Here is a 22,645-nt window from a genome sequence, read left to right as displayed (position 1 = left end):
GTGTATCTTTGCACTCGCAATAACGCAACGGTCTGGTAGTTCAGCTGGTTAGAATGTCGCCCTGTCACGGCGAAGGTCGCGGGTTCGAATCCCGTCCAGACCGCGAAAATTGCTAAAAGCTCCGATTTATCGGAGCTTTTTTTGGCAATAAAATTTAGTTGTGTTGTTTTGATAGATGTAGTAGTCTATCAAACTGGTAGAAAGCTAGTCAAATAGCTTGAACCGATGGAAAGCTTTCCTTTTTTCTTCTAGAAAATTGGGATGCTTTTTTGTTTTAGGACACTTCGTCTATGTTATTTGCTTTTCATCGAATTATTTACTACTTTTACTCTATGTTATGATATTTTCGTCGGGCTTTAAAAGTTTCCCTCAAATATTACCTCTATTAAAGCTAATTAATTAATCTTCTTGGACATACAAATAATTAGTGTGTGATTTTGGTAAGCTATAGTATTAGCTTACTGTTAGTATATTTAAATTTTAAAATTAATATATAACTCAAAATTAACCTTAAATAATTATTATTATGAAATCCCTAAAAATTACATTAGTAGCAATCTTTTCTATCGTATTATTAACTGGAGTAAGCGCTTTAAACGATACAACACCAAACAAAGAAAATTCTAATACTGAAGTTAAAAAAGTAGATATTAAGTTGCTTGCAACTAATGGTATCAAAAAAGATAAGGTACCATCTCAAGGATAGTCTATTGTTTTATTGGCATAGTGTTTTAAGCATTGAAAAATTATCAGTGCTATGTATACCTATATTTATCTATTTTATCCTAAATTTGGTTTTACCTTAATTTTGTAAATAGATTGATAAAATATTTTCCATTAGTAATTCTACTTTTTGCTAGTCTAGGTTTTAGTCAGAGTTCCGACTCAATATACTATTACAGAAACTTAGCCAAAAATGACCAAATAACTACGGAAGATAGAATTATCTATGCTAGAAAAGCAATTACATTATCTGCTAAAACTGATAGTGATTCTACTTTATTAAATAGTCAAAGGGTCTTATCTTTTTTATACATTATTGATGGGCAAATAGATAATATCAAATCAATAAATCTTGATAATTTATCTCTTGCTAAAAAAATAAAAGATTCGGTATCAATAGCAAATGCATACTATAATCTAGGCTACTCTTATGGTAAAACACAAAAAGTAGATAGTGCTTATTATTATTACTTTAACGCAGTTAAGCTTTACGATAAGTTAGAAGATTTTAAAAATTATGCTGCTGTTTTATTAAATATGGCAAATATCCAAGAGTCTGAAAGAGATTATATTGGAGCACAAAATAATGTAATTAAGGCCATAAATGTTGTTGATAAACTTCAAAAAAACGACTATAATGTAGATACAGAATGGTCCTTATATAACCTTATTGGTATAATATCAGGAGAGCTTCAGCAATATGATAACTCAATAGAATATCACAACAAAGCGATTAATAGTAGTAATAAACTAAAGGATAATTATTTCTACAAAATCTATTCTAACGTAAATATAGCTTCGACTTATCGAAAAAAAGGGGATTACAATCTTGCTATTGATAAGTACAATCAAATTTTAGAAAGTAGTAAACTGTTATCAGAGGATGCTTCGACTTATGCTTATGTAATAAACGATTTGGCGTATTCTAAATTTTTGCGTGGTAAGGATTCTAATAAAGAAATTGAAACCCTTTATAGACAAGCGTTTAGGCTTAGTGACTCCATTTCAGATAAAAATATAAAGATGTCTGTTAGTCTTAATTTTTCAGACTATTTTAAAACCATTAATCAACTTGATTCTGCAGCGATATATTCTACTACAGCATATTCTTTGGGTAAAGAGTTAAAGCATAATAAGACTATTTTAAAAGCGCTTTATATAAAGTCTGAAATTGAAAAAGGTGAACCTTCTAAAAAATATCTCTTTGAACATATTAGACTAAATGATAGTTTGCTTTTTGCAGAACGATCAAGTCGAAATAAATTTATGAGAATTGATTATGAAACGGAAGAAATTAAACAAGAAAATCAACAAATCTCACGTCAGCGCTTGTGGTTACTTATTGTTTCTGGAGGGTTATTATTTACATTGTTTTTTCTGTACATTATTAAAACCCAACGTGAAAAAAATAAAGAACTACAGTTAGAAAGACAGCAGCAAGAAGCTAATGAGGAGATATACAAGCTCATGTTATCTCAGCAAGATAAAATTGATGAAGCAAGAAGTTTAGAAAAAAATAGAATATCTAAAGATATTCATGATGGTATATTAGGAAAACTTTTTGGAGTAAGACTTAGTTTGGATGGTCTAAATTTAAGCGTAAATAAAGAGGCTATTGACAAAAGAAGCTATTATATAAGCGAGCTTAAAAATATAGAAGAAGACATCCGTAAAGTATCCCATGAGCTAAATACCGACTTTATAAAACAATCTGGTTTTTTGGATATTGTCAAGACGTTGGTTGATGCACAAATGAATGCTTATAAAATAGAGTACACTTTTTATGGCGACGATAGTATTGATTGGGATGCATTAAATAATAAAGTAAAAATTCACCTGTATCGTATTTTGCAAGAAACAATGCAAAATGCATATAAACATGCTGAAGCAACTAAGGTGGATATTTCATTTAAAATGGAAGCTAATGCATTAGTTTTTTGCATTTCGGATAACGGAAAAGGGTTTGATACACATAAAGCTAAAAAAGGCATTGGATTAAAAAATATAGAGGATAGAATACAAGAAATTAATGGCGAGCTTAAAATAAAAAGCCATGAAAATACAGGAACTAAAATTATAATTATTGTCCCTACAATTAATAATTAACCTATGGAAAGTAAAGTATTAAAAATATTAATGGTTGATGATCACCCAATGATTATTGAAGGTTATCAACACACATTATTAGCTACTAAAAAAGAAAATCAAATATTAGAAATTGATATTGCTACGGACTGTGACTCTGCTTTAGCTGCAATAAAAAAATCAAAAAGTATTGGAAAACCCTACGATATCTATTTTTTTGATATTAGTATACCTCAATCCTCAGATGGTATTTATAAATCTGGAGAAGATTTGGCCAAACATATTAAGCAGACACAACCAGAAGCTAAAGTGGTTATTTTAACCATGTTTAACGAGGTTTACAGAATACATAATATAATTAAAACAATAAATCCTGAAGGGTTTTTAATTAAAAGTGATCTAACATCAAGCGAGTTAGCTAGTGCTTTTGAGGTTATACAAACAAAACCGCCATTTTATACAGGAACAATAAATACTATTATTAAACGAAGCATCTTTAATCCTATTGAAGTGGATGAGATAAATCACAAAATGCTTTACTATTTGTCATTAGGTATTAGGACAAAAGATTTAGTAGAGCCTTTAGGCATTACATTAAGTGCAATTGAAAAGCGTAAAAAAAATCTTAAAGAATTATTTATTGTGGATGATGGTAAGGACGAAACGCTTATAAGCATAGCTAAGGAGAAAGGCTATATTTAAATTTAAATGTTAAATTTTAGTTTTTTTTAGCTGTCAAAAATCTTTCAAACAACTTAGTATTACTAAAACTTGCGGTTTTAACCACAGTAACGTTGTGGTTTTAACCACAATAGGTAAATGTAAGATTATATATATTTGCTATATAACTTAGTATAAAGTTAATCATTCCCTTCAAACTTCTGTTTGATTAATAGCATTTACATTTACACACTATAAAGCAACATTTAAGGATGTTGCTTTATCTTTTTATACCATTAGGTGTTTGTATTCCCAAAACGTAGCAATAAAATATCCAAAGTATACAATAGCTACTATAAACTTTAATAAGGTTCCTGTTATAAATCCTAAAAACGATCCAAACGCAGCTTTTAGTGCCTGATTATTATTAGCATTATTATATTTTTCACCGATAAAAGCACCAACAAATGGACCAATAATTATGCCTCCTGGAATAGGCGAGAATAAGCCAATAAATAATCCAATAGTTGTTCCAATGACTCCAGATCGACTACCACCAAATCGTTTGGTACCAATTGCAGGAATAAAATAATCTAAAGTAAATATAGCTATAGCTACAATACCTGTAATTACTAAAAAAGTCGTGTCATTGGGTACAGCTGTAGTCATATATAAAAACAATAAGCCAATCCAACTTAATGGAGGACCAGGAATAATAGGTAATAAGCTGCCAGCCAATCCAAATAATATAAACATTAAACCTAACAGGCTAAATAAGATATCCATTTCTTTATTTTATTAATAAGACTGATTAAAAGAAATATTGTTACAATTTTATAACTAAAAAATTAGTTTAAACTATATTTTTAGTTATATTTGAGTCATTCAACTAAAAAGTTAGTTTAAAAAAAATGAAAGTACTTACCAAAGCAGAAGAGGATATTATGCAAGTTTTATGGCAGCTAGAAAATGCTAATGTTAAACAAATAATTGAGTTTTTACCAGAACCTAAGCCAGCATATAATACAGTGTCCACCATTGTTAGGATTTTAGAATCTAAGGGGTTTGTAGATTATAAAAAACAAGGAAAAGGACATATTTACTTTCCTGTTTTAAAAAAACAAGATTATAGTAATCAATCGATTACTAAATTGGTGGATAATTATTTTCAAGGTTCGTTTAAAAGTATGGTCTCTTTTTTTGTTAAAAAAAATGACATTAGTTTAAACGAGTTAGAAACGGTATTAAAGGAGATTAATAAAAAAGAATAGTCATGATAAGTTATTTGTTTCAGAGTATTTTATTTCAGCTATTATTTTTAATAGTCTATGATTTGTTTTTAAAAAGAGATACTTTTTTTAGTCACAATAGGTTGTATTTGTTAATTACATCTTTAATGTCATTAGTTATTCCCTTAGTTAAAGTTAGTGGGTTTAATAACCTAATAGATACATCATCTATAATGGTATTACCAGAATTAGTTTTAGGGAATTTAAATAATCAATCACCAACATATGCGTTAAGTAATACTGTATTTACAGTAACTAATGGATATTTATTGGTCACATTATTTATTTTTATTTTATTTATTATCAAGCTAATTAAGATTATAAAACTTATCCATCAAAATCCAAAAAGCCAATACCATAACTTAACTATTGTCCATTTAAAAGAAACAAACACAGCCTTCTCTTTTTTTAATTATATCTTTTTAGGAGATACATTAACAACCACTCAGAGGCAATCTGTTTTTGAACACGAAAAGATACATGCCAAACAAAAACACACCTTTGATTTGTTGTGGTTTGAGGTCTTAAAGATTGTGTTATGGTTTAATCCTTTAGTGTATTTATATCAAATCAGAATTAGTAATATTCACGAATTTTTAGCGGATCAAAATGCAGTAGAATTCAATAAATCAGAGTATTATCAACAATTATTACAGCAAGTTTTTAATGTTAAAACGTATGCTTTTATCAATCCATTTTTCAATCAATCATTAATCAAAAAACGAATCATTATGTTACAAAAATCAAAAACGAAACAGACACATTTAGTTAAGTATTTATTATTAATTCCTATGGTTTTAGGAATGTTAGTCTATTCATCTTGTTCCAACGAAAGTGAAGTAAACAAAGACCCAATAGTAAATATGCAGACCGAAACATTAGATGTAAACAACAGTAAGCAAATAGGTGTAGACCTGCCATTTTCTGCTATTGATCAATCCCCTTTATTTGAAGCCTGTAAAACGCTTGTTGACAAAGACCAACAAAAAAAATGTTTTTCAGATCAAGTATCTAATCATGTCCTAAACAATTTTAATACTAAATTAGCTGATAATTTAGATTTAAAAAAAGGAATCACTAAGGTGTTTGTAAGTTTTAAAATAAGTAAAACAGGAGAGATTATTGATGTCATGTCAAGAGCAGAACATCCTGATCTTGAGGTAGAAGCCAATCGTGTAATAAATAATTTACCTAAATTGACACCTGGTATGCATGAAGGTAAAGCAGTAGATGTTGTTTACGGTTTACCAATCGCGTTTAAAATTAAATAAATGAAAACCTTTAGTGTCATAGTCAGTATTTTCTTATTTGTTAGTGTTAACGCTCAAACATCCATTCTAGAAACTGCAGATAGTTTATATAATCACGGAAATTACACTAAGGCAATCCAATTTTATAATCAGTTAGATAATACTGCAGATTATACGGATAAAATAGCCAAATCCTATCAATATTTAGGCAACTATGACCAAGCAGTAGGCTACTATAATAAGTCAGTAGTAAATAGTCCAAATAATCTTTTATTTAAGTTTGAATTAAGTAAATTATTGTTTCAAAATGGTCAATTAGTCCAAGCTAAAAAACATTTGATGGACCTAATAAAAGCAGATCAATCTAACCCTAATTACTACTATTATTTAGGGTTGGTTGGTAATGCTTCAAACGATTTTGAAACTGCTCAGAATAATTTTTTAAAAGCCTTTCAACTTGATCAAACACATCAAAAAGTAATTTTTGAATTGGCTAAATACAGTCTCCAAAAAAGAGCATTTAAAAAAGTTGAAGATTATGTAAATAAAGGGTTAGAATCCTATCCTAATAACAAGCAATTAATAGGACTTATTGCTCAAAAATACTATTTAAATAATGAGTACCATGAATCCATAAGTCAGTTTTTAAAACTCTTAGATTTGGGCGAAACAACTAAGTTTGTTTACGAAAAATTAGGGTATTGTTATGGTAAAGTTTACTATTACAGTAAGGCTATAAAATATTTAGACCTAGCTTTAAAGTTAGACCCAAAGGATGCTAATAATCATTATTTATTAGGTATCAATTATGAACAAATCCGTGAATATGATTTAGCCGAAAAGCATGTTTTAGAAGCAATTAAACTGCAGGATCAACCCTTGGATGAGCAGTATGCTAAATTAGGTGTTTTGTACAATTTACAAGATAAACCAGACCAAGCGATTCAGGCTTTTACTAATGCAATAAAAGAAAATCCAAAGACAGAGTCTAATTACTTTTTTAGGACCTTTACAAAATTGGATTATTTTAAAGACCTTGACGCTAAACAAAAAGAGGTTGAAAAGTATATTAATCAATTTCCGGACAGTAAATATTCAGAAATATTAAAGGTTAAATTAGCGACGTACAAAAGCGAAAAATTTCAAAATAAAACTGAATAAATTCATATTGTTAGATCATCGGTATAATTGGATTTTTATCTAGGATTTATATCAAAAATCAAATTTATTAGTATAATTAATAACTTTGTATGAAAAATACTATATATTGAAATGTATTAAATTTCTATTATTATGAAAAGATGTCTACCCTTGATTTTTGCTTTAGTAAGTTTTGCAAGTATAGTAAATGCACAAACCGCTAATGATTGTAAACAAACCTGCACAATTGATAAAATAGTATACGAAACTGCTTTTTTAGGTGTTCAGTTTGGTAGTCCATGTGATAAAGAAAGTAAAACAGATCAAGGTGTTATTATCCTAAAAGTAATAGATAATACTGCTGCTGCAGAAAACAACTTGCAACCCTACGACTTAGTTTTGGCAATAGACGATTTAGAAGTAAATAGAAGAGGTGATGCTATGAATGCTGTAAAAGCTTATCAGCCTTTTGATACTGTAAAGTTAACGATTCAACGTGACGGAAAAATAAGTGTAAAAACAATCACATTAGGTGCTAAATCATCCAAAGTAGTTCAAGAGGAAGTGTGCTGCGATGCAATAACAACTACCTTATCTAAACAAAATATTAGTCTTTATCCAAATCCTGCAGTAAGCCAGTTAAATGTGGCTTTTAAAGCGGTCCTTAAAGGTGAGTATAATTTTGCTATTTACATGACTAATGGTGTACTTGTAAAACAATACAAAAAACGCTTTACTAAAGGTGATTTAAACGAAGTCATAAATGTAGATAAACTAGAGGATGGTGTCTATGTATTAAAAATTTCAAAAGACAATACAACCTATTCTAATCTGTTTGTAGTTAAAAGAAATTAATAACATACCAGTTTCTGTCATTTAAAAAAGTTGTACTTTTCGGCTATATTAGTTAATTATGAAGCAAATAGCTGTTTTCTTACTGTGTTTGATGTTGGCCTCTTGTCAATATTTTGATGTAGAGAAGACCTCTTCTGAAGCTATTTTAAAAAAAGAACTCAAAACTTTTAATTGGAAAGAAGTAGACAGTTATCCAAGTTTTAAAACTTGCGATACTTTACAGTTAAAATTAGATGCTAAACAGTGTTTTGAGACAACCTTAGCTAATCATATCTCAAGTAAATTGCAAGAACAAACTATTATTGTGTCTCAGGATATAAATGACACAATTTTATTATCCTTATTAATTTCAGAAAAAGGAGAATTAGTTATAAATGCTATAGAAATAGATAGTATTACTACCCTAGAAATTCCAGAAATTAAAACTATAATTACTAATAGCCTGGATACGCTACCTACAATTTATCCAGCTATCAAACGTGGACAACAGGTAAAGTCTCAGTTTAAATTACCTATAGTTTTACGGGTTAATTAATGGTGGTTATTAAAATCTAATAGCAAACTTTTTCATTAGTCTTAAAATCTCAACATACAACCAAATTAAAGTAACTAAAAGTCCCCAAGTTGCCATCCACTCCTTGTACTTGGAAGCTTTGTTTTTTTGTCTTTCTATGTAATCAAAATCTAATAAAAGGGATAATGCGGCAAAAATGGTTGCAAAAATATTAAAACCAATAGCTAGCCAAGAGGTTCCCCAAATAAAAGATTTAATTCCAAAAAGGCTTAAAATCCAAGAGATAATATATACTAAAAATATAGTCGTGCACACGGTAATAATAACACTTTTAGTGGTGTTGGTTACTACAATTAAACGGGTTTGATATAAAAACAAAACCACAAAAAAGGTTACGATAGTTACACCTATGGCTTGATACGGTAAATCCGGAAACCTAGCCTGAGCATAAGCAGTAATACCACCAAGAAAAAAGCCTTTTGCGACAGCATACAATGGTACTAAAACATGAGCCCACTGTTGTCTAACAGAAAGCACAATACTAATAACAATAGTAGCAAGCATACCTCCAGAAGCAAACCATTTAATACTGGTTCCGTTGGCATAAAGCTTCCAGATGGCAACAACAATAGTTGTTATAACTAGTAAACAAAATAAGGTTTTGGTCATAATACCTGTAACTGTCATTTTATGACCAGAAGCAGGATTTTGATTTTTCCAAAAGTAATTTGTAAATGCTGGATTAGAAGTTTTTTCTAAATAACGCATGTTATAAATTTAACTTATAGCCTAAAGCAAGATCCAAAGGAAAGTTACCTTCGTTATCTATAAAAGCTGCAAATAACGAATCCACAACAAGCGTGATATACCCATTTCCTAATTTGTAATCAGCTCCTAAACCAAAAATTAAAGGCACATCAAACCCAGAATTTTTTACTTCATCAATAATTATTGTTTCCGTATTATTAGGGTCTTGATAGGTAATAGTAGTTTTGGATGTAGTAAAAGTAGCAAACTTAGTTTGTCCGTAAATATTAAAGCTTGGTTTGTTTAAAAATCTAAATCGGTAACCTAAAGCAATTTGGGTTGCGCTATATTTAAAATCGTCAGTATCTCCTGCACTACGTATATTTAAAAACCCAGAATGTTTTGGTGTTGGATTGTCCTGAAATACTTCCAATTCTGCTCCAAAAAAGGGTACCGATTTATTGTCTGGATTAACCACAAAAGGATGGTTGGTTAAACCGCTAAAAATACCAACTCTAGTTTTTAATTTTGGCCTATCGCTATTATATGTATAACTAGCATCGCTTAATGCATTGGCTTGGTTAATAAAATTTTTTAGACTGTAAAGTGTTAGTTTTACTTTGGAGGCATCTTGACCTGTTGTAGCCTTTAAAGTAGTTTGATAAGCATTATCATATTTATTGTCTGCACCTTTAGTGTTTGTCAATTCTGTTAAGACTTCATTTTGACCTTTAATAAAATAACGATAACGTCCTTCAAAGGTGTTCCATAACAAGTCGTAGTCACCCTCTACCTCTGTTTTAAGTTCAATTTTTTCGTTATTAAACGTATACGAGTTTTGTGCAATAGTAAGCGTTGTAAAGCTTAAGGCTAAAAATAAAACTAGGGTTTTCATAATGCTGTAGTTTGGTTTAATGCTAAAGTAAATGTTTTTGGCTGAAAAAGCTATTTCTTAAATGTTCGGTTTTTCCATTTATAGGTTGTAAACATAGATATAAAGGCAATATAAACACTAAAAAATGGGTAAATAAAACAGCTCCACAAATAATGCTTAAGCAATTCTTCTTTATTAAATAATTGGCAGGCTTTATAAATTAGTATAAAGTCTATAGCTACTTTTATAAAAAATAGATAAGCAAAAGGTTTTAATGCAAATAGTCCTAAAGCCACTAATAGTAATCCAATTACAAGACTAGCATTCATTAGTAATACTAGTAGCCCAACAATTTTGGCAAAATTATTCTTGTAATTACTAGTTTTGCTAGCCCAACGTACACGCTGTGATATTAAGTTCTTAAGATTACTTTGCGGTTTTGTGGTAACTATAGCTTGATTGTTTTTTAAATATAGAATGCTTTGATTATCAGTTTTTAAAGCTTTTTCCATTAAAAAAATATCATCACCACTGGCAATATTTGTATTGCCTTCAAAACCATTTAGTTGTTTAAAAAACTGTTTTTGATAAGCTAAATTTGCGCCATTACATAAAAATGGTTTATTAATGCCAAAACCACCAATGGTAGCACCAATTAGACTTAAAAAATCTAAAGTTTCAAAATAATTTAATAGTCCTTTGTTTTGATTATAGCATACTGGTCCAGCAATCATTTTTACAGTATGGCTTTGTATAAAGTTATCAAAACTATCCAACCAATAGATGGGTACAATACAATCTGCATCTGTGGTAATAATCCATTGGTGTTTAGCTTGTTTAATGGCAGATGTTATAGCGTCTTTTTTTGGTGAATTTGTTTCGCGTTGATTGTCTATTATTTTAATGTTATACTGAGTGGTTTGGCTATTAGATAGTTGATTTTTAATGGTTTTAACCGAATCATCTTGTGAGTCGTCATTTACTAAAACAACCTCAAATAAATGTTTAGGATAATTTAAGTTTAAAAGAGAGTCTAATAATTCTGGTAAATTTTCGGCTTCATTTCTAAACGGAATAATTACCGTAAACGTGGTCTTTGGAGTAATATCTTGTAGTCTAAATTGTTTTACTTTATCAAACCCTAGTACAAAAAAGCCTATTAAAAACAGATACAGAATAGTAATAATTACAAAGGTGATTAGCATTTAACGTTGGTTTTTATTGGATTAAAGCGTAAAACAAAATAGCTTCCAATTAGGCTTGGTAATGCAAAATTAAGACACCACATAATTAACGCACAGCTTAAAACAGGAAGTTCTGCAATGTTAGCAAATCCAAATAAATAAATGGCAACGCTTCCTTTTATAACCACATCAAAAATTGAAATTGTCGGAATAATAGATGTTAGTAAATACAGTGTTGTAATTATTACCATAGCATTAGGATAACTTATTTCAATTCCTAAAAGGATTAAAATATAATAAAACTGAAAAGAGAATATTATATATCGTAATAACGATAGTACTAAGCCAATTGTAATGTATGGTAAACCTAGTGTTTTGATATAATTTGTTATTTTTTGAATAGAAAACCCCTTTAATTTATACGTGCTTTGTTTTAATACAAGTAGTGTTATCATAATAATAGTGATAACTATAAGTAACCCTCTTGATATTTTAATAAAATCAATAGTTGTGTCATACGTATTATGGTATAAAATAAAACCAATAACGCCTAAAATAACCGTAATACCCATTTGCATCATATTACTAATTAAATTGATTAGTAATATGCGTTTTCGGTGCGCTTTTGGGTAGTAAATGGCTTTGGCACCATATTCTCCAATACGGTTAGGTGTTAATAAAGATGCTGTTAAGGCACCTAAACTTTGCTCTGAAGCTTCAAAAACCGACAGAACCTTAAGTTTGGATACTAAAAAACGCCATTTTATAATTTCTATAAACCAGTTTAAACCACTTAAAAAACTTAAAATCACTATGTTTTTTAGACTAAACAGTTTGTTTTGGTTTAAAAAGTGAATAAAATGACTAAAATTTAAAGTGTCATTATAAAGTAGTTTTTGGTAGATAAAATAAAATGCACCAACAACTATACTTAATTTAATAAGTACAAAAAAGAATTGTTTAGTTTTGTAAGGCAAGTTGCTGTGCATAAAAGTTGCGCCAATGTTGACGTTTGCAAATTAAACTAAATATTACACAATGTTATCTACTATTAAACACTATTGCTTACTATTAATTGCTGTTTTTACTTTAAGTACAGCAGACGCACAAATAGAAACTAGTAAATGGAAAGCCTTATTTGCTGTAGGTTTTAACAGTCCATCACAAGACGGATTGGTGACTCCCTTTGAAGCTAATAGTATTAATTTTCCAACCATAAATTTAGGTGTTCAACGTATGTTTACGCCACAATTAGGAGCAAAATTAGACTTTGGTTATAACCGTTTTGCACATGCAGATAATACACCAGAGTTTAAAACAAACTACACACGTGTAAATTTACAGTTTGTGTATGATGCTACACGCGATTTTAATTTTTTACCGTTTGGAACTGGAATGTTATTTCATGTTGGTCCTGGTTACTCTATGATAAAACCATTAGGAGATTATGGTGATAATAAAACCTCGTTTTTAAATGCAATGGGTGGCATGGAGTTTCACTACGGAATAAGTCAAACAGTTTCAGCGTTTGTGGATGCCTCCTATATATTAGGTTTTGCAGACAATTTTGACCCAATTACAGAAGGTTATGGATCTTTTAATGGCAATATGTTGACTGTAACTGTTGGTGTGGCTGTATCGTTAAGTGGTTGTTATACATGTAACTAAATGAGTAAAGAACAAATTATACTAGGTATTGATCCAGGAACAACCATTATGGGTTTTGGTTTAATAAAGGTGGTTAACAAAAAAATGAGTCTTATTCAATTAAATGAATTGGATCTTAAAAAATACGATGACCATTATTTAAAGTTGAAATTAATTTTTGATCGTACCATAGAGCTAATTGAAACTCATCATCCAGATGAGATTGCTATCGAAGCACCTTTTTTTGGTAAAAACGTACAAAGTATGCTTAAGTTAGGTCGTGCACAAGGTGTGGCTATGGCTGCAGGATTAAGTCGCGAAGTACCAATAACAGAGTATGCACCAAAAAAAATTAAAATGGCAATTACAGGTAATGGTAATGCTAGTAAAGAGCAAGTTGCTAAAATGTTACAAAGCATGTTGGGTATTAAAACCTTACCAAAAAATCTAGATTCGATGGATGGACTTGGAGCAGCTGTGTGCCATTTTTACAATCAAGGACGTGTAGAGATTGGTAAAAGTTATACAGGTTGGGCAAGTTTTGTAAAGCAGAATGAAAAGCGCGTTAAAAAATAGAAACTCTTATATTTTACAACTAATAGCTTAATAAAATGTCAGGAATATACATACACATACCGTTTTGCAAACAAGCCTGTCATTATTGTGACTTTCATTTTTCGACGTCCATGAAAAAGAAAGATCAGCTTATTTTCGCTTTAGCGAAAGAAATGGAATTACGTAAAGACGAGTTTAAAAATATAACGGTAGAAACCATCTATTTTGGAGGAGGTACACCAAGTGTTTTGTCTGCAGACGAATTGCAATACTTGATAGATAGTGTCTATTTAAACTATAAAGTCACAGATAATCCAGAAATCACCTTAGAGGCAAATCCTGACGATTTAAACGAAGAGGTTATAATTAAACTTTCTAAAAGTCCTATTAATAGACTTAGTATTGGTATTCAATCTTTTTATGAAAAGGATTTAAAACTAATGAATCGTGCACACAATGCGCAAGAAGCTAAGCGCTGTTTGCAATTAGCAACCCAATATTTTGATAATATAAGTTTAGACTTAATTTATGGAATACCAAATAGTACAAATGTAGAATGGTTGGATAATATACAAACTGCATTAAGCTTTGGTGTACCACATATTTCTAGTTATGCTTTAACCGTTGAGCCTAAAACAGCACTAGCTAGTTTTATTGCAAAAGGGATTATAGATAATGTGGATGACGATTTGGCACACGAGCAATTTCATATTTTAATAGAGCAATTAGAGCAAGCAGGTTTTGATCATTACGAGTTATCCAATTTTGGAAAAAAAGGCTTTTATAGTAAAAACAATAGTGCCTATTGGTTAGGTAAACCATATTTGGGAATTGGACCTTCTGCTCATAGTTTTAATGGAGGTCAGCGTGCTTGGAATGTAAAAAACAACGCGATTTATATCTCCAAAATTAATCTTAATCAATTACCATTGGAGGTAGAAACTTTGACTGTAAATGATAAGTATAATGAGTACGTCATGACTGGATTACGTACTATTTGGGGAGTTTCGTTAGATAAAATTGAAAAACAGTTTGGAGAATCTTTTTTGGAATACTTGTTGCAACAAGCTAATCAGTATATAAACAAACAAATGTTGTATATTGAGGATAACAACTTAAAAACAACAAAAACCGGTAAGTTTCTAAGCGACGGAATTGCTTCGGACTTATTTAAAATTATCTAATTTTGATTTCTACAATAACCATAAACAATAAAAAATATACCGTAAACTTAGCGCAACCTTTAGACATATCTATGCCACTTCGCGCTTCAATATCCAATGCTAATGCTTGGTATGTTGATGCTCCTAAAATAGAACCTGTTGTGGTTAACGACTGGACAGCAAGCGTTAAAGAAGGTGCATCGATAAATTTTAATAACATTCAATTTAATCCACATGCACATGGTACACATACTGAGTGTGTTGGTCATATTACAGAGCAGTTTTATAGTGTAAATAAATGCTTAAAACAGTTTTTTTATTTAGCTGAAGTTATTTCTGTAGCACCAGAGTTAATAGGAGAGGATCAGGTGATATCAAAAGCGCAACTACAATATTTATTAAAACAGCGTAAACCTAAGGCTTTAGTTATAAGGACAATGCCTAATACTAAAGAGAAAAAATCTAGACAATACTCCAATACAAACTGGCCTTATTTAACAGAGGAGGCTGCTTTATTTATAAAAAAAATAGGAGTAAAACACTTATTGATTGACTTACCAAGTATTGATAAAGAGAAGGATGATGGCAAACTATTAGCACATAAAGCTTTTTGGGATTTTAATGGTAAGATTAGAAAAGATGCCACAATTACAGAGTTTATATACGTGTCAAACAAAATTGAAGAAGGGAAGTATATTTTAAATCTTCAAATCGCTCCAATCGAGAATGATGCAACACCAAGTAAACCTATATTATATAAAATCGAAAATTAAATGGAAACATTTTTTACTTTAATTATAGGAGGAATCCTAGGGTTAGGTGTCTACACGCTTTATAATCATTTACAAAACAAAAAAAAGGTAACAGCACAGTCTGTTATACTATTGGATAAAATAAAAAAGGTCTGTAAATTTATAACTGTAGAAGGGGACTTTGCCGAAATCTATCACTATGAAGACGTTAAAGAACGGTTTTTAAAATTAGTGTCAAGCAAGAAAAAAGCCTTAGTAGTAATTAATGCTAAAGCCTATGTTGGCTACGATTTTAATAAAATTGAATTAACATCAAATCATAAAAAAAAGACCGTAACTATTAGTCATTTTCCGCAGCCAGAAATTTTGTCTATCGAGACTAATATTAATTATTACGATAAAAAAGATGGCTACTTTAATAGATTTGAAGCCACAGATTTGACCAATTTAAGCGAGGAAGCTAAGCAACATATTAGAGACAAAGTTCCAGAAAGCGGATTGTATAATGTGGCTAAAAAAGAAGCTTTAGAATCTTTACTTCTTGTTGAAAATATTGTAGAAACTATTGGTTGGACTTTGGACTATTCTGCTTTAAAAATTAGTGCTAAACAAGATAAGTTATTAAAATAAAGCGCATTTGGTCGATTAAATCAGTATTTAGTCAGATTTGATGTTTTAAGGATGTATATTTGTGGTAACCTATTTATGTTTTAATACCTTGATTTATAGAACCAAAGCTATTAGTTATGAACAAATTTTTACAATACATTAATGATACTTTATTAAGCCTAGACATTCCGCCAATCGCAACTAAGGAAGAAGCCCATTATTTAAAAAAATTAAGGAGGCAATCTAGCAAGTCTAATACAAAACATCAAAAATAAAATTAATTTGACTTTATATGGATATAGAGCAATTACGTACCTATTGCTTAAGTAAGCCTAAGGTTACCAATTCTTTTCCGTTTGATGAAAGTACCTTAGTGTTTAAAGTATTAGGTAAAATGTTTGCATTAGTACCACTAGAAAAATGGGAGCGTGGACTAGCATCTATAAACTTAAAGTGCGACCCAGAATATGCTATAAACCTTCGTGAAGCTCATGAAAGCATAGTACCTGGTTGGCACTCCAATAAAAAACATTGGAATACGGTCTACATCCATAAAGCCGACTTAAAACCAGAATTTATAAAGCAATTAATAGACCACTCCTATGATATGGTAATCAAAGGAATGACTAAAAAAATTCGGTTAGAATTAGAGTCTTAAAAACATTTATCGACACTTAACTGCAACTTATCTATATATAATTCTCTTTTAAAGAAATAAAAAATTCAACACTATATACCATGTTACCTTTGACACCATTAAACATATATTCTCACAGTATGAGTGTTCTCAATTTTTTCAAAGCCAAAATAAAAGTCATAACTAATGTTAAAGACAATACATTAGATAATATGTATGACAACCAGTATAGTAAAAGTTTGTATTTAAATTTAAAGCAATTAGAATTTATTTCAAATTTTGAAATGCATCTAGATAATAAAGACGTAGATAGTTATTCTCTTAGTTTTCTTCAAGAGCTATCTATAATTAAGCAGTCTGCTAAGCTAAATACAATACAATCTATTCGTTTTTATAAAAAACAAAAGTAGATTTTCCATTCGTCGACACTTAAACGCTATCCGTCGACAGTTATTAAAGTCTAACCGAAATATAAATTTTAAACCTTGATTAAGGGGTAAATTTCGACGGATTAATACAAATACCCTCAAGATGATTAAAAAACTGAAAATTCTTCTAATTGAAGATGACATGATTGAAATAATGAAATTGAACAGAACAATTTCTACCCTAAAATTAGACCATACTATTATTGAAGCTAATAATGGTGAAGTTGCATTGCAAATATTAGAGAAAAAAGACAACTTACCTGACATAATTTTATTAGATTTAAACATGCCTAAAATTAATGGTATAGAGTTTTTAAAAATTTTAAAGAAGGATGATGTTTTAAAATATATTCCTACAATAATTTTGACAACGTCTAATAACCAAAAAGACTTGTTAGAATGTTATAAAACTGGTGTAGCAGGATATGTGATTAAGCCTTTAAAATATGAGGATTACGTAATCAAAATTGAAAGATTATTAGCCTATTGGAGTATAAATGAATTAATAGTAGTATAAGTAATGAAGGGTATAGTTTTTACAGAATTTTTAGAGTTAGTAGAAGACAAGTTTGGTCTAGAAATGGTTGACAATATAATAACCAGCTCTACGCTAGAATCCGATGGAGTTTACACAGCTGTTGGGACGTATAGTTTTTCAGAAATGCTTCAGCTTTTAACGCATTTAAGCGAAAATACTGGTATTTCAATAGATAACTTATTACTGGTTTATGCAGAGCACTTTTTTAGTGTAATAGAAAATAGTTATCCAGGACTTTTAGCAACCTATAAAGATCCAATCGAGATGATTTCATCTATTGAAAATCATATTCATGTAGAAGTTAGAAAAATTTATCCTGACGCAGAATTACCAACGTTTGAAGTAGTGGAAAAAACTGAAAACTCTTTAGTAATGATATATACTTCAAGCAGAGCAATGCATCACTTTGGTTTAGGGTTAATGAATAAAACATTCGCGCATTTTAATGCAACAGCAACTATAGATTTACAAAAAATTAAAGAAGACGGTACAGAAGTTAGATTTGTTATTAATAAAAATTAATGAGTCAAGATCAGTCAGAAATATTAAAGCGTGCTTTAACTAGAGAAAAGGCAGCAAGAAAAGCTGCTGAAAAAATTCTTGAAGAAAAATCAAGAGAACTCTACTTTACATCTCAAAGGTTAGAGCAGTTATTGGACGAAAAATCGTCACAGCTACAAGGCGTTTTCGAGAATATAGCTGATGCCTATGTCGTAATGAATCTTCAAGGCGATGTCATAAAATTTAACGAAGCTGCAACAAAATTATTTGGTTACGATGTCTCTAGAGATAAAGTAAATGTTACCAATCTTATATATAAGGCAGACTACCAATACGCTATGACTTCTTTTTATGAGTTATACACTAAGGGTTTTTTTAAAGGTTATGAAGCCAGAGTATACACCAAATCTAAAGAGGTAAAATGGGTGCACATTAATGCTAGTATTATTTTTGATAAAGATAAAAAGCCAGTTGCTGCACAAGGTATTGTTAGAGATATCACCAATCAAAAAATTTCTGAAGAAAAATTAATAGAATCTGAAAACAGATTAGCATCGCTAGTTGTTAATTTGGATAGTGGTATTGTTTTGGAAGATGAAAACAGAAACATAGTACTAACTAATAATAAATTTTGTGAGCTTTTCGGAATAAATACAACTCCCAAAGATTTAATAGGTATAGATTGTAAAGCAGCTTCAGAGCAAAATAAAATATTATTTAAAGATCCAGATGGGTTTTTAAAAAGAATGAGAGCAATTGATGAGGCTAAACAAGTGGTACTTGGTGATGAACTAGAAATGGTTGATGGTAAAATTTTAGAACGTAATTATACACCAATTATAATTGGCGAAAAGTCCAAAGGGTATTTGTGGACATTCAAAGATGTGACCTTAAATCGTACCTACCGAAAAAGTTTAGAAGCACAAAAACAAAAATATTACAACATAATTGCTAACATGAATTTAGGTCTGATTGAGGTTGATAATCAAGACCAAATATTGATGGTAAATCAAAGTTTTGAGCAATTATCAGGTTATACAGAAAAGGAATTAAAAGGAAAAAATGCAGCACAAATTTTTCCAATTGAAGATGGTTCTGACATTATAAAAGAACAAAATAAAAAGCGCCAAAAAGGATTGTCTAATTCCTATGAGCTTAAGGTTAAAAATAAAGCTGGAGAAATAAGATATTGGTTAATTAGTGGTGCACCTAATTATAATATAGAAGGTGACATTGTAGGGTCAATTGGGATCCATTTAGACATCACCGAAATTAAAAATTTAGAGCTTCAAAAAGAAAAACTTTTAGCCAAATTAGAAAAAAGTAATGACGAGTTGCAAGAATATGCACACATTGTTTCACACGATTTAAAATCGCCTTTACGAAGCATAGACGCACTAATTAGTTGGTTAAAAGAAGACAATCAAGGAAAGTTAGACGATGTAAGTCTTCAAAATTTTGCATTGATAGAATCTACTCTAGAAAAAATGGAGCAACTAATTACAGATGTTTTAAATTACTCTAGCGTAGGAGCTGATAATACAGCAAAATCTGAAGTAGATTTAAATAGTATGGTTAGTGAGCTAATTAGTATGCTCTACATTCCTGACCATATACACATTAAAAGCCTTAAAACATTACCAAATATTAATGGTGATAAAACCAAATTACAGCAGTTATTTCAAAATCTAATTAGTAACGCAGTAAAGTTTATTGATAAAACAGAAGGACATATTATCATAGATGTGGAGGATTTAAAAAGTCACTACAAGTTTTCAATTCAAGATAATGGTATGGGAATTGATAAAAAGTTTCATGATAAAATATTTAAAATATTCCATGCACTTAATAAAAGTAAAGACTCTACAGGAATTGGATTATCTATTGTAAAAAAGATAGTTAATTTACATGACGGAGAAATTTGGTTAGATAGTCAACCAACTGTAGGAACCACTTTTTATTTTACATTAAAAAAATAGCAATGAAAACAGTACAATTAGTAAAACATAAAAATAAAAATTGGGAATATGTTGTTGAAAAACAGGATCTAATAGAGCCTTTAGTATTGGTTTTTGGAAATAGATTTATGTTGGAAGAAAAAACGGTATACCAAGATCTTAGACAAATTTTTCCTGATGGGCATATTGTTTTTGCATCTTCTTGTGCAGAAATTTCGTCTAATACAGTTAATCAAAATAGTATTACAGTTACAGCTATACAATTTGAAAAAAGTAAGTTTTTAATAAAAACTAGTAACGTTCTAAACAAAGATTTAGATAGTTTTAAAACAGGAAACGAATTGATAAAACAATTTCCTGAAGAAGGATTAAAATATGCTTTTGTAGTCTCAGAAGGTAGTTTTATTAACGGAAGCCAATTAACAAAAGGGATGAGTGCTGCTACAAATGACAACCTATTAATAACAGGTGGACTATGTGGTGATGATGCGCGTTTTGAAAAAACATTAGCATCTTATAATGAAAACCCAAAAGAAGGAGAGCTAGTTGCTATAGGGTTTTATGGAGACACACTTGAGATTTCGTTTTCAATTCATGGTGGATGGACACCTTTTGGTCCAGAGCGTATTGTTACTAAATCTAGTGGTAATGTGTTGTACGAGTTGGATGATCAACCAGCTTTAGACTTATACAAAACGTATTTAGGTGACAAAGCTAGAGACCTTCCAGGAGCAGCTTTATTATATCCTTTAAATGTAAAGTCTGAAGACGAAGATCAATCCATAGTACGTTCAATTTTAAATATAAACGAAGCAGAAAATGCTGTAATTTTAGCAGGAGATATCAAAGAAAACTCCAAAGTACAGTTAATGATGACTAACGTGGATCACATAGCTAATGCGTCAGAGCGTGCAGCAACCCAAGCCTTAACGCACAGAAAAAACAAACCAGAATTAGCCATATTAGTAAGTTGTATTGGTAGAAAAATTGTTTTAGACCAACGTGTAGAAGAAGAAATTGAAGAAGTTATTGAGGTCATAGGTACTGATACAGTCATTAGCGGATTTTATTCCTACGGAGAAATAGCACCATTTCATGGCGAAGTTGCGTGTCAATTACATAATCAAACCATGACTATAACGCTAATTAGCGAATAATGAATTCATTATTAAAAAGACAAATACGCAAATATTTAAGTGAAGATTTAAAAAACAACGACGCACTTTCAGAGTTTTTTAATGCTATAAGTAGCTCTTACAATAATTTTGACGAGCAATCACATATGATTCAAAGAGCAATGTCTATTAGTTCTGACGAGTTGTATGCAGCAAATCGAAAATTACAGAACGAAGCTGAAGAACAAAAAGTGGTTATTCAAAAACTAAAAAGTGTTATAGATACGCTTAAGTTTTATAATCTAGAAGAAGACCAAAAAACTGAAAATATAGAACTTACAGGTTCAAAATTAGTTGACTTTATCGATAATCAAACCAAGGAGATTATTGAAATGAACAAACAAAAACAAGCATTATTAAATGAGTTAGCGCACCAAAATCAGGAACTTAGTGACTATGCACACATGGTGTCTCATGATTTAAAATCACCACTTCGTAGTATAGACGCTTTAACGTCTTGGTTAACGGAAGACTATGCTGAGGTTTTTGATAGTAACGGAAAAAACACATTAGATCTAATAAGAGATAACGTGGAGAAAATGGACACGCTTATTAGTGGTATTTTAGAATACTCTACGATTGGTAAAAATCAAATAGAAACCTATGATGTGGATGCTAATCTACTAACAGAAAACATTCTAAAAATTATTCATGTACCAAGTAATATTAGTGTTACTAAAACCAATTTACCAGTAATAAAAGGTGATAAATATAGGTTGCAACAATTGTTTCAAAACCTTATTAGTAATGCTATTAAATACAATGATAAAGACCAAGGCGTTATTGAAATTGGAGCAGAAGATAAAGCCAGCTACTGGCAATTTTACATAAAAGATAACGGTAAGGGTATTGATAAATCCTACTTTGATAAAATATTTAAAACCTTTATAAAATTAGAAAACAATCCAGACTCAACAGGAATTGGATTGTCTATAGTTAAAAAAATTGTCGAATTATATGGTGGTAAAATCTGGCTAGAATCTCAAGTCAATGTTGGTACAACATTTTATTTCACTTTAAAAAAATCCCCAAATGGAACAACCTAACCAATCCTACATTAACAGTCTATCAGGAGGTGATGAAGCCTTCAAACAAAAGCTAATTGATATTATTAAAAAAGAGTATCCAGAAGAGAAACAAGTCTATTTTGATAATTTTGAAGCTAATAATTTTAAATTAGCAGCAGATAATGTGCATAAACTTAAGCATAAAATTAGTATTTTAGGCCTGGAAAAAGGTTATGAAGTCGCAGTAGCATACGAAAACAATTTGTTAGACGGTACTACAGATCTTAAAGATCAGTTTGAAGCGATATTGCAAAGCATAACAAACTATCTAGAAGAAATTTAAATATAAAAAAA

The 22,645-nt window shown here is 30.2% G+C and carries 27 protein-coding genes and 1 tRNA gene; 23 read left to right on the top strand and 5 right to left on the bottom strand.

Going from position 1 to position 22,645, the window contains the following annotated elements; all coding sequences use genetic code 11:
* Positions 1-29: 29 nt before the first annotated feature.
* The 4 genes from JM82_RS11670 to JM82_RS11655 all read left to right on the top strand — a co-directional run bounded on the left by JM82_RS11670 (position 30) and on the right by JM82_RS11655 (position 3,510).
* Positions 30-103, top strand: a tRNA-Asp gene (locus tag JM82_RS11670).
* 423 nt (positions 104-526) lie between these two features.
* Positions 527-706, top strand: a complete 180-nt coding sequence (locus JM82_RS11665) for a hypothetical protein (protein WP_028283267.1) — start codon at positions 527-529, stop codon at positions 704-706.
* A gap of 113 nt (positions 707-819) precedes the next feature.
* Complete coding sequence (locus JM82_RS11660; RefSeq protein ID WP_261375368.1) at positions 820-2,829, top strand: ATP-binding protein; 2,010 nt, start codon at positions 820-822, stop codon at positions 2,827-2,829.
* A 3-nt stretch (positions 2,830-2,832) separates the two neighbouring features.
* On the top strand, positions 2,833-3,510 hold the full coding sequence (locus JM82_RS11655; RefSeq protein ID WP_145004004.1) for a response regulator: 678 nt from the start codon (positions 2,833-2,835) through the stop codon (positions 3,508-3,510).
* 246 nt (positions 3,511-3,756) lie between these two features.
* Here JM82_RS11655 and JM82_RS11650 read toward each other — a convergent pair whose 3' ends face one another.
* Positions 3,757-4,254, bottom strand: coding sequence for a DUF456 domain-containing protein (locus JM82_RS11650; protein ID WP_145004001.1), 498 nt, complete (start codon positions 4,252-4,254; stop codon positions 3,757-3,759).
* A 125-nt stretch (positions 4,255-4,379) separates the two neighbouring features.
* On the opposite strand from JM82_RS11650, the gene JM82_RS11645 reads away from it, so the two are divergent.
* The 5 genes from JM82_RS11645 (at position 4,380) to JM82_RS11625 (ending at position 8,537) form a co-directional block, all read left to right on the top strand.
* A complete protein-coding gene (locus tag JM82_RS11645; protein WP_145003998.1) occupies positions 4,380-4,739 on the top strand; it encodes a BlaI/MecI/CopY family transcriptional regulator in 360 nt (119 codons plus the stop codon).
* Positions 4,740-4,864: 125 nt separating this feature from the next.
* Positions 4,865-6,028 carry a M56 family metallopeptidase gene (locus JM82_RS11640; protein ID WP_261375367.1) on the top strand — a complete coding sequence of 388 codons (1,164 nt, stop codon included), beginning with the start codon at positions 4,865-4,867 and terminating at the stop codon, positions 6,026-6,028.
* Positions 6,029-7,168: a tetratricopeptide repeat protein gene (locus tag JM82_RS11635; protein WP_145003991.1), complete on the top strand. Its 1,140-nt coding sequence runs from the start codon at positions 6,029-6,031 to the stop codon at positions 7,166-7,168.
* A 132-nt stretch (positions 7,169-7,300) separates the two neighbouring features.
* Complete coding sequence (locus JM82_RS11630) at positions 7,301-8,002, top strand: PDZ domain-containing protein (protein ID WP_145003988.1); 702 nt, start codon at positions 7,301-7,303, stop codon at positions 8,000-8,002.
* 58 nt (positions 8,003-8,060) lie between these two features.
* A complete protein-coding gene (locus JM82_RS11625; protein ID WP_145003985.1) occupies positions 8,061-8,537 on the top strand; it encodes a hypothetical protein in 477 nt (158 codons plus the stop codon).
* Positions 8,538-8,546: 9 nt separating this feature from the next.
* Here the strand turns inward: JM82_RS11625 and JM82_RS11620 are convergent, their stop codons facing one another.
* The 4 genes from JM82_RS11620 to JM82_RS11605 are packed head-to-tail and all read right to left on the bottom strand — an operon-like array spanning position 8,547 to position 12,310.
* Positions 8,547-9,284 carry a Bax inhibitor-1/YccA family protein gene (locus JM82_RS11620; protein WP_145003982.1) on the bottom strand — a complete coding sequence of 246 codons (738 nt, stop codon included), beginning with the start codon at positions 9,282-9,284 and terminating at the stop codon, positions 8,547-8,549.
* A gap of 1 nt (position 9,285) precedes the next feature.
* Positions 9,286-10,158 (bottom strand): hypothetical protein, encoded by an 873-nt coding sequence (locus JM82_RS11615; RefSeq protein WP_145003979.1) that lies wholly within the window; start codon positions 10,156-10,158, stop codon positions 9,286-9,288.
* 50 nt (positions 10,159-10,208) lie between these two features.
* Complete coding sequence (locus JM82_RS11610; RefSeq protein WP_145003976.1) at positions 10,209-11,342, bottom strand: glycosyltransferase family 2 protein; 1,134 nt, start codon at positions 11,340-11,342, stop codon at positions 10,209-10,211.
* Positions 11,336-12,310: a hypothetical protein gene (locus JM82_RS11605; RefSeq protein ID WP_145003972.1), complete on the bottom strand. Its 975-nt coding sequence runs from the start codon at positions 12,308-12,310 to the stop codon at positions 11,336-11,338. The genes JM82_RS11610 and JM82_RS11605 overlap by 7 nt, the downstream gene beginning before the upstream one ends.
* Before the next feature lie 49 nt (positions 12,311-12,359).
* On the opposite strand from JM82_RS11605, the gene JM82_RS11600 reads away from it, so the two are divergent.
* From JM82_RS11600 to JM82_RS11540, 14 genes are all read left to right on the top strand, one after another.
* Entirely contained in the window at positions 12,360-12,989 is a 630-nt protein-coding gene (locus JM82_RS11600) for an outer membrane beta-barrel protein (protein ID WP_145003969.1), read from the top strand.
* Positions 12,990-13,544 carry a crossover junction endodeoxyribonuclease RuvC gene (gene ruvC / locus JM82_RS11595; protein WP_145003966.1) on the top strand — a complete coding sequence of 185 codons (555 nt, stop codon included), beginning with the start codon at positions 12,990-12,992 and terminating at the stop codon, positions 13,542-13,544. It begins immediately after the preceding gene.
* A gap of 35 nt (positions 13,545-13,579) precedes the next feature.
* Positions 13,580-14,707, top strand: a complete 1,128-nt coding sequence (gene hemW / locus JM82_RS11590; RefSeq protein ID WP_145003963.1) for a radical SAM family heme chaperone HemW — start codon at positions 13,580-13,582, stop codon at positions 14,705-14,707.
* 2 nt (positions 14,708-14,709) lie between these two features.
* Positions 14,710-15,459 (top strand): cyclase family protein, encoded by a 750-nt coding sequence (locus tag JM82_RS11585; protein ID WP_145003960.1) that lies wholly within the window; start codon positions 14,710-14,712, stop codon positions 15,457-15,459.
* Positions 15,460-16,068, top strand: coding sequence for a DUF4230 domain-containing protein (locus JM82_RS11580; protein WP_145003957.1), 609 nt, complete (start codon positions 15,460-15,462; stop codon positions 16,066-16,068).
* A gap of 116 nt (positions 16,069-16,184) precedes the next feature.
* Complete coding sequence (locus tag JM82_RS16415; RefSeq protein ID WP_186439215.1) at positions 16,185-16,322, top strand: hypothetical protein; 138 nt, start codon at positions 16,185-16,187, stop codon at positions 16,320-16,322.
* Positions 16,323-16,339: 17 nt separating this feature from the next.
* Positions 16,340-16,705: an MmcQ/YjbR family DNA-binding protein gene (locus JM82_RS11575; RefSeq protein WP_145003954.1), complete on the top strand. Its 366-nt coding sequence runs from the start codon at positions 16,340-16,342 to the stop codon at positions 16,703-16,705.
* Between the two features lie 119 nt (positions 16,706-16,824).
* Entirely contained in the window at positions 16,825-17,094 is a 270-nt protein-coding gene (locus JM82_RS11570) for a hypothetical protein (RefSeq protein WP_145003951.1), read from the top strand.
* 121 nt (positions 17,095-17,215) lie between these two features.
* Positions 17,216-17,629, top strand: a complete 414-nt coding sequence (locus tag JM82_RS11565) for a response regulator (protein ID WP_145003948.1) — start codon at positions 17,216-17,218, stop codon at positions 17,627-17,629.
* A 3-nt stretch (positions 17,630-17,632) separates the two neighbouring features.
* Positions 17,633-18,172: a heme NO-binding domain-containing protein gene (locus JM82_RS11560; RefSeq protein ID WP_145003944.1), complete on the top strand. Its 540-nt coding sequence runs from the start codon at positions 17,633-17,635 to the stop codon at positions 18,170-18,172.
* Entirely contained in the window at positions 18,172-20,130 is a 1,959-nt protein-coding gene (locus tag JM82_RS11555; RefSeq protein ID WP_145003941.1) for a PAS domain-containing sensor histidine kinase, read from the top strand. Before JM82_RS11560 ends, JM82_RS11555 begins: the two co-directional genes overlap by 1 nt.
* Before the next feature lie 2 nt (positions 20,131-20,132).
* Positions 20,133-21,266, top strand: a complete 1,134-nt coding sequence (locus tag JM82_RS11550) for an FIST signal transduction protein (protein WP_145003938.1) — start codon at positions 20,133-20,135, stop codon at positions 21,264-21,266.
* Entirely contained in the window at positions 21,266-22,330 is a 1,065-nt protein-coding gene (locus tag JM82_RS11545; protein ID WP_145003935.1) for a sensor histidine kinase, read from the top strand. Before JM82_RS11550 ends, JM82_RS11545 begins: the two co-directional genes overlap by 1 nt.
* Positions 22,317-22,634: an Hpt domain-containing protein gene (locus JM82_RS11540; RefSeq protein WP_145003931.1), complete on the top strand. Its 318-nt coding sequence runs from the start codon at positions 22,317-22,319 to the stop codon at positions 22,632-22,634. The genes JM82_RS11545 and JM82_RS11540 overlap by 14 nt, the downstream gene beginning before the upstream one ends.
* The last annotated feature ends 11 nt before the right edge of the window (positions 22,635-22,645 follow it).

It is taken from the genome of Olleya sp. Hel_I_94 (assembly GCF_007827365.1).
In the GTDB taxonomy this organism is placed as follows: domain Bacteria; phylum Bacteroidota; class Bacteroidia; order Flavobacteriales; family Flavobacteriaceae; genus Olleya.
Note: the sequence above shows the minus strand (reverse complement) of the source record. Positions and strands in the feature narration are given on the sequence as shown.